The sequence below is a fragment of the Leuconostoc sp. S50 genome (genome assembly GCF_016624925.1).
GTDB classification, from domain to species: Bacteria; Bacillota; Bacilli; order Lactobacillales; family Lactobacillaceae; genus Leuconostoc; species Leuconostoc pseudomesenteroides.
The window spans coordinates 1-14,599 of sequence record NZ_JACVUE010000003.1 but is presented as its reverse complement, the minus strand read 5'-3'; the positions used below and the strand labels follow the sequence as shown (position 1 = coordinate 14,599).

General features: G+C 41.6%; 9 protein-coding genes, 1 tRNA gene and 1 riboswitch. Of the genes, 6 read left to right on the top strand and 4 right to left on the bottom strand.

Annotated features, from left to right (window positions below; genetic code table 11):
- The first annotated feature begins 17 nt into the window (after positions 1–17).
- Positions 18–91: transfer RNA gene (locus tag IAE53_RS03920), tRNA-Pro, on the top strand.
- A gap of 54 nt (positions 92–145) precedes the next feature.
- On the opposite strand, the gene hflX is transcribed toward IAE53_RS03920, so the two are convergent.
- Positions 146–1,426, bottom strand: coding sequence for a GTPase HflX (gene hflX, locus IAE53_RS03915; protein ID WP_148423411.1), 1,281 nt, complete (start codon positions 1,424–1,426; stop codon positions 146–148).
- Between the two features lie 273 nt (positions 1,427–1,699).
- Here hflX and trpS point away from each other — a divergent pair, with 273 nt between their 5' ends.
- Positions 1,700–2,716 (top strand): tryptophan--tRNA ligase, encoded by a 1,017-nt coding sequence (gene trpS / locus IAE53_RS03910; RefSeq protein WP_148423412.1) that lies wholly within the window; start codon positions 1,700–1,702, stop codon positions 2,714–2,716.
- Positions 2,717–2,854: 138 nt separating this feature from the next.
- Positions 2,855–4,183 carry an APC family permease gene (locus tag IAE53_RS03905; RefSeq protein ID WP_148423413.1) on the top strand — a complete coding sequence of 443 codons (1,329 nt, stop codon included), beginning with the start codon at positions 2,855–2,857 and terminating at the stop codon, positions 4,181–4,183.
- Positions 4,184–4,243: 60 nt separating this feature from the next.
- Here the strand turns inward: IAE53_RS03905 and IAE53_RS03900 are convergent, their stop codons facing one another.
- From IAE53_RS03900 to IAE53_RS03890, 3 genes are read right to left on the bottom strand one after another with little or no spacing between them, the layout of a single operon-like run.
- On the bottom strand, positions 4,244–5,443 hold the full coding sequence (locus tag IAE53_RS03900; RefSeq protein WP_148423414.1) for an LCP family protein: 1,200 nt from the start codon (positions 5,441–5,443) through the stop codon (positions 4,244–4,246).
- A 12-nt stretch (positions 5,444–5,455) separates the two neighbouring features.
- A complete protein-coding gene (locus tag IAE53_RS03895) occupies positions 5,456–5,818 on the bottom strand; it encodes a DUF1634 domain-containing protein (protein ID WP_148423415.1) in 363 nt (120 codons plus the stop codon).
- An 11-nt stretch (positions 5,819–5,829) separates the two neighbouring features.
- Positions 5,830–6,657: a sulfite exporter TauE/SafE family protein gene (locus IAE53_RS03890; protein ID WP_370568023.1), complete on the bottom strand. Its 828-nt coding sequence runs from the start codon at positions 6,655–6,657 to the stop codon at positions 5,830–5,832.
- Positions 6,658–6,816: 159 nt separating this feature from the next.
- Here IAE53_RS03890 and IAE53_RS03885 point away from each other — a divergent pair, with 159 nt between their 5' ends.
- The 3 genes from IAE53_RS03885 to IAE53_RS03875 form a co-directional block, all read left to right on the top strand.
- Positions 6,817–7,491, top strand: a complete 675-nt coding sequence (locus IAE53_RS03885; protein WP_370568019.1) for a phospholipid phosphatase — start codon at positions 6,817–6,819, stop codon at positions 7,489–7,491.
- A gap of 19 nt (positions 7,492–7,510) precedes the next feature.
- A riboswitch (Lysine riboswitch) is annotated at positions 7,511–7,678 on the top strand.
- 76 nt (positions 7,679–7,754) lie between these two features.
- A complete protein-coding gene (locus tag IAE53_RS03880) occupies positions 7,755–9,197 on the top strand; it encodes an amino acid permease (RefSeq protein WP_139967654.1) in 1,443 nt (480 codons plus the stop codon).
- Between the two features lie 230 nt (positions 9,198–9,427).
- On the top strand, positions 9,428–14,599 hold a 5,172-nt coding region (locus IAE53_RS03875), incomplete at its 3' end, for a KxYKxGKxW signal peptide domain-containing protein (protein ID WP_200554190.1).

The window sequence follows — 14,599 nt, the reverse complement described above, 5'->3', positions numbered from 1 at the left end:
AATTATTCTCGTATCAACGGGATGTAGCTCAGCTTGGTAGAGCACCACGTTCGGGACGTGGGGGTCGTGAGTTCAAATCTCGTCATCCCGATGAGCGAGAAATATTAAAAGGGCAGCAAACCACAATTGGGTTGCTGCCCTTTTTTTAAATGATATAATCTTTGAAAGTCTCGCGTTCATTAGTTGACAGTTCAACGGTTATCAGAGTGCCAGTATCATCATAATCTTCTTGTAAAAATGTGTGTTTTGCGGCGAGCTGAGCCTGAACGTTACCTTTGTCAAAAGGGATGTGCAAGTTAACGACTGCGACATCTTTGAACACATGTTGTTTGATAAGGTCAATTAATGCATCTTGGGAAGCAATATCTAATGCAGAAATGGTGATGGCATTTTCACCAGTTACTTCTGGAAAGACGAGCTCGGTACGGTCAGCTTTATTATAAACTGTGATAGTTGGACGACCGCTAACACCAATTTCTTGTAATGTTTTGTTAGTGGTTGTCATCATGTCTTGATAGTGAGGGTCAGAGACATCGACGACGTGTAACAGTAGATCCGCACTGGCTGCTTCTTGCAAAGTCGATTTAAAAGCAGCGACTAAGCTGTGAGGTAGCTTAGAGACAAAGCCAACGGTATCACTGAGCAAAAATTGTTTTTTATCTGGTAATGTCAATTGGCGCACGGTTGTGTTCAAAGTGGCAAAAAGCATATCTTTTTCAAAAACTTGTTTGCTATCATCGTTACTAGCACCAATACCAAAACGCGCTAACATCCGGTTCATTAGTGTTGATTTACCGGCGTTAGTGTAGCCGACCAAGGCTACGTTTGGCAGATCATTATTTTGGCGTTGTGCTGATCGTGTTGTCTCGCCTTTCTCAAGGTCTGCTAATTCTTGACGAATATGAACCATTTGAGCTGTAATACGACGACGAGATTGTTCAAGTTTTGTTTCTCCAGCGCCTCGAGACGTAAAGCCACCACCACCAGCACCAGTTTGCTGATCCAGCGTGATTGACATACTTGTACGTAATCTTGGTAACTGATATTGCAAACGCGCCAATTGAACTTGTAATTGGGCTACTTTTGTTTGTGCACGTTGCGCAAAAATATCTAAAATCAAACCAGTGCGGTCAACCACAGTCGCGTTGGTCGCTTTTTCCAAATTACGGATTTGCGAAGGCGTCAACTCGTCGTTAGCAACGATCATGTCGACGTCATAAGTGGCTACTGCCGCGCTAATTTCCTCGACTTTGCCTTTACCAAAATAAGTTGCTGGATTAGGGCGTTCCAGTTTTTGGGTAAAAGTCTCAACTGGGTCTAAGCTGTTTGCTTTTGCTAGGTTACCTAATTCTTCTAATTCATAAGTTAAATTTGCCTGACACGTTGTCAAGCCAACTAAAAATACCTTTCGGGGTGTTTCTTGCATCAAAAAATGCCTCCAATCAAACTGCGAGACTGGGGCATTTAACGTGTTGACGAAAATTGCAGACCAATCTCAAGAAAAGCGCACCAAAACAGTTGCCTGTTTGTTGTCACTACATCTTAAAATTTGTTCAACAAGTTCCCGTACCTCTTTTTCTTAATAGTGATAGTGTATAAGTTTTCAAACCTAATGTCAAACTGAAACGATATTTCTTGTCACGGCGTGTACGTTTTCAAGTATAATGAAATAAGCTAATCAATTAAATCGAGGTTAAACATGGTAAAAGAAATTTATTTAACAGGTGATCGACCAACTGGCAAATTACATATTGGACATTATATTGGTTCACTAAAAAATCGTGTGGTAATGCAAGAATCCGGTGAATTCGATCCATTTATTATGATTGCTGACACACAAGCTTTTACAGACAACGCTCGTAATCCTGAAAAAATTCGTCGTTCACTAACAGAAGTCGCATTGGATTATTTGGCAGTTGGTATTGATCCTGCTAAATCAACGATTTTTGTACAATCTCAAATTACTGGATTGCCAGAATTAACTGAATATTTTATGAATTTGGTCAGTGTGGCACGTCTGCAACGCAACCCGACTGTTAAATCAGAAATTCAACAAAAAGGTTTTGGAGAGGGCATTCCAGCGGGATTTTTGACTTACCCGGTGTCTCAAGCGGCTGATATTACAATTTTTAGAGCTACAAAAGTGCCAGTTGGTGACGATCAAGAACCCATGATTGAACAGACGCGCGAGCTAGTTCGTTCATTCAACAATGCTTATCAATCAGAAGTATTGGTTGAGCCTGTCGGTGTCTTTCCGCCAAAAGGGCAAGGACGTCTTCCGGGTATTGATGGTAATGCTAAAATGTCAAAATCACTGAACAACGGTATTTATATTAGTGATGATGCAGATACATTAGCTAAAAAAGTCAAGTCGATGTACACTGACCCATTGCATATCAATATTGATGACCCCGGTCATGTTGAAGGCAATGTCGTCTTTACTTATTTGGATATTTTTGATCCCGACAAGCAACGTGTACAGGCACTAAAAGAGCAATATACTGCTGGTGGTCTTGGTGACATGAAAATCAAAAAGCACTTGATTGAAGTGATGGAAGCTGAAATGGCACCCATTCGTCAACGACGTGAAACGTTTGCCCAAGATATTCCAGCTGTGATGGCTATGTTAAAGGCTGGCTCTGATCATGCTAATGAAGTAGCAGAGTCAACAATGAAAGACGTACGCCATGCAATGGGTATTGATTATTTCGACTAAAAAAATCACTGCAATCTGAAAAGGTTGCTTTTTTAGTGCCAAAATATGCTTATGGACACAAAAAAGACACAAATTGTTAAAATATGATAAAACAAAATAGTATATAATGGCAAGATAGATAAAAAATCAGGGGATGATATGGACAATAAAGCACAACTCAACCGCGGATTCGGCCTGACTGCCTCACTGGCGTTAGTGGTTGGCACAATCATTGGTTCAGGGATTTTTTTTAAACAAGGTAGTGTATTAGCGTCGGCAGGTAGTACGACATCTGCATTAATTGCATGGGCAGCTGGCGGTATTTTGACACTTGCTTCTGGTATGAGTGTTGCTGAAATTGGCTCCCAAATGGCTAAAACTGGTGGCTTATACATTTATATTGAAAAAATTTATGGCAAAGTTTGGGGCTATTTAGCTGGATGGATGCAAGTCATATTTTATGGTCCGGCTATGATGGGATCAATTTCTGCTTATTTTGGGATACTATTTGTTGACTTGTTTCAATTACCCAAAATGTGGGCGATACCCTCAGCGATTATTGCATTGGCGTTTGTTGGCATAATCAACTCAATTCCTAATCGTTTCAGTGCTGGCTTTCAGATATTGACGACGACACTTAAAATGTTGCCGATTGTTGCGTTGATCATTTTTGGTATGTTTTTTGGACAACATGAAGCATTAGGACAGACAGTCACTGCGGTAGCACACACTAACAGTGGGGGATTTGGGGTTGCTATTTTAGCAACGCTATTTGCTTACGACGGCTGGGTAACTTTGGCAAATATTAGTGGTGAAATTAAAAATCCACAAAAAGTTCTGCCAAAGGCAATCGTATTTGGGCTTATTATTGTTATTATTTCTTACGTGGGTGTCAGTTATGGGACATATAGAAGTTTAGATGCAGCGAAAATCGTTGCGCTTGGTCAAAATACAACAATTCATATGGCAACCAGTGCCTTTGGTGTCGTTGGTGGTCGTTTGATGAGTGTGGCGGTTTTAATTTCATTATTAGGGACATTAAATGGTAAAATTGTTTCATTTCCACGTGTCTTGTTTGCAATGGCGCGAGATGGCTTATTCCCGTTTGCAAAAACGTTTTCTAAGATTAACATGCGGACCAAGACACCCAATGCTGCGATTTGGTTTATGATTGTTCTTGGTGACTTAATGTTATTGTTAACTAATCCTGATCGACTCACTGACATTGCTATGTTCACGACTTTCTTGTTCTATATTTTGGCATTTGTCGGCGTTTTCATTTTGCGACACAAAGATCCGACTGGCGTCAATAGGGCGTTTTCAACACCGTTATATCCGTTTATCCCAATACTAGCAATTGCAGGTTCACTTTACGTGGAAATTTCCGAAATTTTGCATGATTTTTCTGGTGTTGTAATATCGATTGCCGTTGTCGCGATTGGATTGCCTGTTTATTTGATCTTATCAAAACGACAAATTAAAAAGTAAGTTTTTCAGTCAAAAAGAAACCCCCGAAAATCACTTTTCGGGGGTTTTAAAATGATAAAATTATTGATCTGACGAACTTTCTGTTGACGTGTCAGAAGAAGAATCAGAGCTACTTGAGGATTCATCATCTGCTGGTCTGAGAGAGGCAGCCACGGCCTGAAGTGTACTTGGCACTTCACCGCCATAGGCAGGACCTGTGGTTGCTGCCTTTAACCCTAGCGCTTTACGAGCTAGGTTAGTCACGCGTTGCTTTTCTTGCTGCGTCACAACTTCATAGGAAATGGCATTACCAGAAGAGTCTGGATAGCTTGTTCCCTCACCTTGAATATGTTCACTCACAATGTTATTTTTAGCTTTGATATACTTACTTGCAATTGTTGTCATGTCACCAAATGTCAAATCGGTGAGGACGTTTTTACTGAGCGTTGTCATAAATGAATTATTCAAGAGGCTCGAAACATTGGCAGATTTTTTAATCAAACCTTCAAGGACGAGACGTTGACGCTTTTGACGACCATAATCGCCTTCAGGATCGTCATAGCGCATCCGAGAGAATGCTAGTGCGGCATCGCCGGTCATGACATGCTTTGTTTCAGACCATGTGACGCCATTGTCATCAGAATGTTCATAACCGGTACTACCTTTATGGAAACGGTATAAATTAGGACCGTAATCGTGAGCGGTGTCTTGGCTATAAGTGAAATCAAGTGGCGATTTGACTGAAATACCACCAACTTGGGTGACCATTTTTTCCAAACCAGCCATATTCACTAACGCGTAGAAATCAACTGGAATATTGAGATAAGCTTCAACAGTTTTGATGGCTGTTGAGGTTGAACCATAAGCATAAGCGGCATTCATTTTTTGTGGGAAAGTATCTTCATAACCAGGGATAGCAACCATTGCGTCACGAGGGATGGAAATCATTGTCGTTTTTTCTGTTTTGGGATTAATGAGCAATAACATCATGGAATCCGTACGGCCTTTGTAGGTACGACCCAGTTCGCCTGTATCAGTTCCAAATAATAGAATAGATAATGGTTTACCACTAGAAACAACGCTTGAGACGTTACGGGCCTTTTTAGTGCCTGTGCTCTTATAAACCTTATCAATGGTTGATTTAGCATTATTAATTGCGTACCATGCGAAGCCGCCGGCCGTGATTGCTAATACAGCAATGATTGCTAAAATCGTATTTCGCAATTTGTGGGTTGGTTTCTTAAAACGATCCGTACGAGACTTTGTTTGATTTTCTGCCATGATGATCTCCGATTAGTGTTGGCCAATGAACATGGCAACGAGTAAAATAATGAAAACTGCGACGGTAATGCAAACATATCGCCAATCTTTAACTTTGGTGAAGGCGTAAATGGAGGCGATAATTCTTAAAACGGGTGTTAGAATGAGTAAAAATAATCCTAACATCATGATAGCACCGGCTTGAAAATGAAGAGAACCACTTACAATCTGTGCTAGTTGACGAGGATATCGATTGTGAAAATAGCCTGTTTTAGCGCTATTGATAAGATAGCAGGCAAAGCCAAGAATCATGACAACAACCGCTATTATGACGCCAATTCGTAAAACAATGCCAATTTGGCGTTCTAAATCTTTTTCTGTTTGATTAGTGGACATATGTGAGTGCCTCAATACAACGTGATATTAAATGCTTTTAGTAGTAGTTGTAAGCCAGCAATGCCGACAACTGGGATAAATAGTTGTCGGAGTCGTTTTGCTGGAACATGTGGCATAATACGTGCGCCAATTGTTGCACCTAACACGATACCTAAAGCAATTGGTACTGCGATGTCAGCTCGAATTGTGCCATTAAAAAAATAAACAAGAGCGCTGGCTGCAGCCGTGACGCCCATCATTAAATTAGAGGTTGCGCTGGCAGGCTTGAGTGGCATTTTCATGACACCATCCATGGCAAATACTTTGAACATACCAGATCCTATGCCTAATAAACCAGACGCGAGTCCAGCCCACAACATGACCACTGCACCACCGGGAATATTCTCTACACGATAATCAATGTTTTGATTCAGTGCTTTGTCATAGTAGGTAGCGTTGAGCTGTAATTTGTTGGCGAGAGGGTCGCTATGAGCAACTAATTCGGCTTGATTGTGGGTGTGTAACTTACGCCACATGCGATAGGATTGATAAACCAGCAGCACGCCAAAAAGGAAATTTAACCAAATTGGGGCAAAAAAACCTGCACATATTGCACCGATTAGCGCACCAATTGTCGTAAAAATTTCGAGTAACATAGCAACACGCAGATTGAGCATGTCGTCTTTTAAATATGCGATTGAAGCACCAGATGAAGTCGCAATCACAGCGACAATACTGGCACCGATTGCGTAGTGAATAGGAATATTAAAACCAATCACTAGGATTGGTGTGACAATCATGCCACCTCCTAGGCCCAAAAGCGCCCCAAGGGTTCCGGCAAAAACACCAACCAATAGCATAATGATAATGGATAAAGTTAAAGCCAAGATTAAATTCCTACCACTTCACTGTTTTTTCAATAATTATATTCTACACAATGCTACAATTATTGTGTACGATAAGCAAACGTGTTTGTAGAATTTTAATAAATTGGGAGAGCGTTTACTTCGGCATGACGAGTGAACGGAAGTGTATTTGTGTTAATTCAACCTGATAAATTACGAAAATTATTGATTATTATTTTTGGTGTCGTTTTTATTGTCTTTTGCCTTGCAGTCAGGTTTAATGCTGTTTTGGTAGCTTTTGGAGATGATGCGGCTACGCTAGTGGTTCAAAATATGTTGCCACATTCTCTGCAAGCTTTGATAACAATAGGCCATCTATTTGCGCATTATTGGTTAGTCTTGCCATTTATCGCTTTGATGGCTGGTGTTCTTTATCTGGCGCAATACAAAATTGCAATGTGGTGGTTCATTATTTCACAAATAATGGGGATGTTAGTGTGTTTGATTGTTGCCATTGTAGTTGGTATCTCTTGGGATAGTGGGCTACAGTTACGTGACATGATGCCAAATTTATTGTTGGTATGGTGGTTGCAAGTCTTGTTCTTGGTGGTGGCGTTGATTTTACCGCGTTTACTGAAGTCAAGGCGACTGCAAATAATCATGAGTACGTTGATTGGTGCATTTTGGCTTTTCATGATGATTTCACTGATGCAAGCCAATAATATGCTATTATCAAGCGGCATTGGCGCTTTGCTATTTGGCTACTTTTGGTGGCAATTAAGCGCACAAATTTACCGCAAACGTGCTCGCCAGTGGCAACATGTTCTAAAAATTGACGGTCGGGTTTGATTGTGATATGCTTTTACTAATATATCAAAGAGGTTGCAATCAACATGAGTCGCATAACTGAGTCTGCCAAGACACTGATGTTATGTTAAAGGGGCGATTGCCGAAAATATCATCTGGCAATATGATATTTGGGCTGGTAATTAAGAGTTACTAGACTGTCGTAGTAATACGGTGCGCTTTGAAAAGTGATTACGAAAATGACTTTTTAAACCTCTTTCTGTGTGAGCAGGAAGAGGTTTTTTGTTGGGAATAGGAGAATTTTTATGTCTGAAGATAGTGGGCAAGTCAAACGAAATCTGAAAACACGTCATGTGTCGATGATTGCATTAGGCGGATCAATTGGTACAGGGTTGTTTGTCGCTTCGGGTGCTACAGTGGCACAGGCTGGTCCAATGGGCGCGATTGTTGCTTATTTAGCGATTGGCGTGATGGTTTATTTTTTGATGACCAGTTTGGGAGAAATGGCGACTTATGCACCAACCTCTGGTTCATTTTCCGATTATGCAGGTAAATATGTTGATCCCGCATTAGGATTTGCGATGGGTTGGAATTATTGGTTTAATTGGGCGATCACGCTGGCGGTTGATATTGTGGCTGTTGGATTAGTTGCCAAGTTTTGGTGGCCAAATACACCGGGTTGGATTTTTTCAGCCGTTGCTTTGGCATTCATCTTTTTGATTAATTTGTTCTCCGTTGGCGCTTTTGGTGAAGCTGAGTTTTGGTTGTCAATGATTAAAGTGATTACAATCATCGTCTTTTTGGTGGTCGGTGTGGCAACCATCTTTGGTGTTATTCATTCTGACGTCAATGTCATGAAAAACTTATCAGTTGGCAATCATGGCTTTGTTGGGGGACCACAAGCGATTTTGTCAGTCTTTGTCGTGGCAGGATTTTCTTTCCAAGGCACTGAATTAATTGGTATTACGGCTGGTGAGGCACAAGACCCTGATAAATCAGTGCCTAAGGCTATCAATCAGGTATTTTGGCGAATCTTATTGTTTTATATTTTAGCCATTTTTGTGATTTCAGCTTTGGTTTACTACCAAGATCCACGTTTGTTAAGTTCATCAACTGAAAATATTGCTGTATCACCATTTACAATTGTCTTCAAAAATGCGGGGATTGCTTTTGCTGCTAGTTTAATGAATGCTGTTATTTTGACATCGATTGTGTCATCGGCTAATTCGGGATCTTATGCATCCTCACGTATGTTGTTTGCTATGGCGCGTAAGGGTGAAGCCCCTAAGATTTTCGGCAAAGTGTCAAAACGTGGCGTGCCCGTGGCAGCGCTGGTATTGACGACGGCAATCGGTCTATTAGCGTTTATTTCTAATACTAAAGGTGGCTCGGTTGCCTATACTTGGCTCGTTAATGCCTCTGGATTGACTGGCTTTATTGCTTGGGTTGGAATTGCAATTTCGCATTATCGCTTCCGCCGCGCGTATGTCGCGCAAGGTAAAAGCCTGTCAGATTTGAAGTATCGGGCAAAGTGGTTCCCATTTGGACCACTGTTTGCTCTGGTTATCTCAATTGGGGTCATTATTGGTCAAGATCCAGAAAGCTTTACTAATTTGAATTGGGAAAAGATTGCAGTTACATACTTGTCGGTACCATTATTTGCCATTCTATATATTTGGTACAAAATTTCTCACAAAACAAAAGTGATTAAGTTAAAAGACGTCGACCTGTCACAACCAAAAAAATAAATATTTTTTGCAAACGTTAGCTGGTGTGGTACCATTTAACGTTTTTTTGTGCTCAAAATTCATTAAAAAGACATAGTTAAGTCTGAAAATATACTTTCTTTTTGTAAGTATGTATAATATATGAATAATATGTAAAATATGTGTTTATATATAGGCATAAAATATCATTAATGGTATTAGTAGTGATATATTTAGAGTAGAAAATTGACTAAACGAAAAGGAAGTTGATTATGAGCGCAAAATATGATAGTCGCAGCAGTCGACAAACTAATGAAGTAAAACGTTATAAAATGTATAAGTCTGGTCGGCAATGGATTACAGCTGGATTGTCAACGTTGATGGTTTTGACGGGGATGGCTCTCATTGATGACACTGATAAAGTTAGTGCGGACACAACGACTGGTAGTACCGCAATGGCGGCTTCAGCAGCAGCTAATCCAGCAAGTGCCGCTGACAACACACTTTCTAATACAACCAGTGAAGCAGTGTCTTCAGCCAATGCACAAGTATCAGCTAATTCAGCCAGTGATTCTTACGCCACTGGTTCTTTGGGGAGCAGTGCCTACCCAACGCTTGATTCAGTTGCCACAGATAACACAGTTAGTGCGGACGTGAATGACCAAAATGCCATTTCAGTAGATAAAAATGCTGATGCAACGTCTAATGCTGTTGATGTGACGACGAGTGCAAGTGCTACATCAAGCAGTGCAGCTTCAACATACAATAACGGTAGTGTGGCGGTAACTATCGCTACGCCAAGTAATGCCACTTCTTCATTGGTATCACCCACACAAAGTGGCAGCACAGTAACCACGGCTGGTGGTTCGACTGCTACTGTGACATCAGACGCATTGGCAACAATTGAAAAAGCGTCAAGTGCAGCTGCCAGTTCTGCAGCAGCTGCTGCAAATTCTTATAGCTCAGCTGCAACATCACAAGCAGCTGCCTTGCAAAACGCACAAAGTGCAGCTTCAAGCGCGCAAAATTTGTTAAATAGTCTTTCAGCCAATCAAGGCGTAGATCTCATTAACATTCTCACAACGGCTGTGGCTAATGTACAATCTGCCCAAACGCAAAATACACTGCCATTAATGCAGCAAGCATTATCTGCTGCTAAAGCTGGTGATTATCAGGCTGCATTAAGCGCTTATAATTCGGCTGCTTCATCAGCTTTTGACTATGTGAACTTGACGAGAGGACAATCGGAGTTTGCTGCCGTTTTTGGGACATCTTATAGTACGTTAACTTCATTGGCAACTTACACAAGTAAGGGTACAGTTTCGCAAGCTATTATTAATGATACGACGCCTTTGATAGCTGCGTCATCAGCTAATTCCGCAGCACAAGCAGCCCTAGCAGCTGCACCTACTTCAGCACAAATTGCTGCTAACCAAAGTGCTGCTGCTGAAGTGACGTCTCAAGCAACATCGCTTGCAGATTCATACGCAGCCTTGCTGAACGCGGATATGGTTTTGGTGAATGTTAATTATAATGCGAATGCCACAGCAACTTCTAGTGCCGCTGCCACGGCTGCTGCTGCTGCTGCGTCGATGAGCTCAACACTAACCAATGGTATTGCCGCAGTCAATACGGATGCTAATTTGAAATTTGCGGCAACAGAAACTGTTGGCGGAACTTTTGGATTTTCAAAAACCTATTTTAGTTCTTATGCAACTACTGCAGCTGCTACAGCTGCGGCAACTAGTGACGCAACTGAAAAGGCGATGTGGAACACCGTTGCAGCATTTGCTTCTTCTTTAGCAGCTGATAGTACGGGGACTGCCGCTACAGCAATGATGGCTGGTAACTCATCTGGTAAAATTGCGGGTATTATTCCAGCACTAACTTTGGGCGACAATAATAGTTTGCTGACACAATTGCAGAATGATATTACCACATTGAATGGTATTTTAACGTCAGATAAATTATCTTCAGCAACTTATTTGAATCCAATTATTGATAATGGTGATGGTACCCTATCAACCAACGTTTCAGTTGATCCAAATCAATTGATTCATGACAACATTGATGTTGCCGTTGCCAATTTAACTAGCGACCTAACAGCAATTAATACGGCGATTAACACTTATGTTAATACTACAATACCTGATTTTGTGACGGCGTGGTATGCAACAACTTATACAGCCTATAATAATGGCACTAAGGCAAGTATGACAGCTACTGCGATGAAGTTGATTTCACAAGCTGTTTCACTCACTGTCAATAATAAGGTTGCGGCACTTTCAGCTGGTTATGCTCAGACACTATTAAATGCTGCCAATGCCATTACTGGTACTGATGCTAATTCGTTGTATGCCAAGAATATTTTATTACAATTATCAGATGCTCAACAAAGCATGTCTGACACGGCTGCAAGTAACTACAATGCGGCTAGTGCCTATCTTGGCACTACGGATTTAACATCTTCAACGTTTACCAGTCAAATCAAGACGCAACTTGGTACCATTGGTGGCTTATTTACTTCCATAATTACTGATTTGGTCAATACATCGACAACTAATATTTCTAATGCGGTCAACACAATGATGACTGGTGTGACGCAATCCGAGATTAATTTGGCGAATGGGATTAATTCAGCGTTGGTAGCTTTCCAAAATATTGCGGTGTCACCAACGGTTACAGTTACCGCTGGTTTTGATACTGGGACGCCAGATGTGTCAGATGTCGCGGCTGGGCAATTTGCGACGACAACTTATTCGGCGACCTATACGGGCGCAGTAACTGGCACGTCAGCGACTGTAATTGCGTATCAAGCAATTGATAAGACACAGTTACAGGCGTTGGTGAACACAACGACTGCCAATAGCAATCTTGCAAGTGTGATGGCGGCGCAATTGACTGCTGCACAACAAGTTTTGACGAATGATAATGCGTCACAACAAGATTTGAATCAAGCGTACGCTAATTTAGTCGCTCAAACAGCCACTATCACTGTTAATGATGCAACTACTGGGCAAGCTGTCACTTTGACATCAGATAGCACTGTCTATGGTGGATCTGGCACCACAGCAACTTTTGATTTATCAAAAGTAATGCCTGCTGGATATGATTTTTCGCAAGCAGTAGTAACTGGTGGCACGATTGATGCGAATGGTGTCTTAACGGTTAACTTCGACAATGATAGCACGGTTGATCAGCCAGTGACGATTGATGTACCGCACAAAATTACCACGTCAAGCAAGGTGAATACGTTTAATATTCAATTGACGTACGAAGATGCGAGTGGCAATACACTACAGCTGGCTACAACAACCACTGTAACTGGAACAGCCACTCTAGCTACCGACGGCGTAACTGGTGTTACGACGCAAAGTGGCGCTGTTGTTTGGCAAGGTGCAGATGGCGTGGCTTCTGATGATGGCACGACTTATACTGTTAACTCGATTGATGTACCAGCAACGATCACGTCAAATGGGCAGACATACTATTTGCATACACCGGGTGAAGATGCGCAAGGTAATGCAATTGACGGTACTAACGCAATCACACTAACCTTTGATGAGAATCAAACTGTGGCTTCAACACAGACCATTAATGAAGTATATGGTGCAGCGCAACAGGTTGCTGTGAAGTTAATCACTGTTGTTAAAGCGAGTGATTATACCGATACGGTTAGCTCTTCGTTAAAGGAGTTTACTGACGCCGCTGGGAACAAGTATTATATTGTTTATGAGGCGATGGATGGGGCAGACTTAACTCAAGGAGACGCGCATATTGGCGATACCATTGATCCTGCAAGCCTCCAACCTATTATAGATGATTATAATCCGGAACAAGCTGTTGATATGGGATTCACTGCAGCTGGCTATACTCTTGGCTCAGATATGTATTGGGATACACTTGGCAACAAAAGTGTGCCTGGAACCTATACCATTAGTGGCGCGATTGCTGAAGCTGACGGTTCATATACTCATTATTTGATTATTACCGCAACACCACAAACAACAAGTGCTACTGTTAATTATGTGGATGATGAGACTGGTAGTGTGATTTCAACGGCTACTATTAGTGGGCAAGTTGGATCTTTGTTTGACGTTGACGGGTCCGATACTTTAAATGGTGAGCAGCAATATGATACGGCTGATTATCAACTTGTGAGTGTCGAGAATGGTTCTGGAACCTATGTTATGTCAGCTGGTACCGATGGCACTTCTGTCGATGCCACGCCAACGATTACGGTTCATTTGCAAATGTCGGTTGAGAAGTCAACGTCGATTAGCGAAAGTGAGTCAATGTCAACTGTGGCAAGCTTGAGTGAGTCGACGTCAAAGAGTGAATCCATTTCGAACAGTGAATCCATTTCGAACAGTGAATCAACGTCAAAGAGTGAGTCAATTTCAAACAGTGATTCAACATCAAATAGTGAGTCTGTTTCAAACAGCGCATCGACATCAAATAGTGAGTCTGTTTCAGACAGTGAATCGACGTCAAATAGTAAGTCAATTTCGAATAGTGACTCAGCGTCAAAGAGCGAGTCCCTCTCAAACAGTGAATCGACGTCAAATAGTGAGTCTGTTTCAAACAGCGCATCGACGTCAAACAGTGAATCTGTTTCGAACAGCGAATCAACGTCAAATAGCGACTCGGTTTCAAACAGCGCATCGACATCAAAGAGCGAGTCTATTTCGAAGAGTGAATCAACGTCAAAGAGCGACTCGGTTTCAAACAGCGAATCAACGTCAAAGAGCGAATTAGTTTCAAACAGTGAGTCAACATCAAAGAGCGAGTCGATCTCGAACAGTGATTCCACGTCAAAGAGCGAGTCGATCTCGAACAGCGAATCAACGTCAAAGAGCGAGTCGATCTCGAACAGCGAATCAACGTCAAAGAGTGAGTCAATCTCAAACAGCGAATCGACGTCAAAGAGCGACTCTGTTTCAAATAGTGAGTCGACATCAAATAGTGAGTCTGTTTCAGACAGTGAATCAACGTCAAAGAGTGAATCCATTTCGAACAGCGAGTCAACGTCAAAGAGCGACTCTGTTTCAAACAGCGAATCAACGTCAAAGAGCGACTCGATCTCGAACAGCGAATCAACGTCAAATAGTGAGTCTGTTTCAGACAGTGAATCAACGTCAAAGAGTGAATCCATTTCGAACAGCGAGTCAACGTCAAAGAGCGACTCGGTTTCAAACAGCGAATCAACGTCAAAGAGTGACTCTATTTCAAACAGTGATTCGACATCAAATAGCGAGTCAATTTCAAACAGTGATTCGACCTCAAATAGTGAGTCTGTTTCAAAAAGCGTATCGACGTCAAAAAGTGAGTCTGTTTCAGACAGTGAATCAACGTCAAATAGCGAGTCTGTTTCAAATAGTGAATCCGTTTCGAACAGCGAATCAACGTCAAAGAGTGACTCTATTTCAAACAGTGATTCGACA

What these genes read in the sequence shown, in the direction of transcription:
- hflX (WP_148423411.1), bottom strand. Translation starts at nt 1,426, where the DNA reads ATGCAAGAAACACCCCGAAAGGTATTTTTAGTTGGCTTGACAACGTGT.
- trpS (WP_148423412.1), top strand. Translation starts at nt 1,700, where the DNA reads ATGGTAAAAGAAATTTATTTAACAGGTGATCGACCAACTGGCAAATTA.
- IAE53_RS03905 (WP_148423413.1), top strand. Translation starts at nt 2,855, where the DNA reads ATGGACAATAAAGCACAACTCAACCGCGGATTCGGCCTGACTGCCTCA.
- IAE53_RS03900 (WP_148423414.1), bottom strand. Translation starts at nt 5,443, where the DNA reads ATGGCAGAAAATCAAACAAAGTCTCGTACGGATCGTTTTAAGAAACCA.
- IAE53_RS03895 (WP_148423415.1), bottom strand. Translation starts at nt 5,818, where the DNA reads ATGTCCACTAATCAAACAGAAAAAGATTTAGAACGCCAAATTGGCATT.
- IAE53_RS03890 (WP_370568023.1), bottom strand. Translation starts at nt 6,657, where the DNA reads ATGCTATTGGTTGGTGTTTTTGCCGGAACCCTTGGGGCGCTTTTGGGC.
- IAE53_RS03880 (WP_139967654.1), top strand. Translation starts at nt 7,755, where the DNA reads ATGTCTGAAGATAGTGGGCAAGTCAAACGAAATCTGAAAACACGTCAT.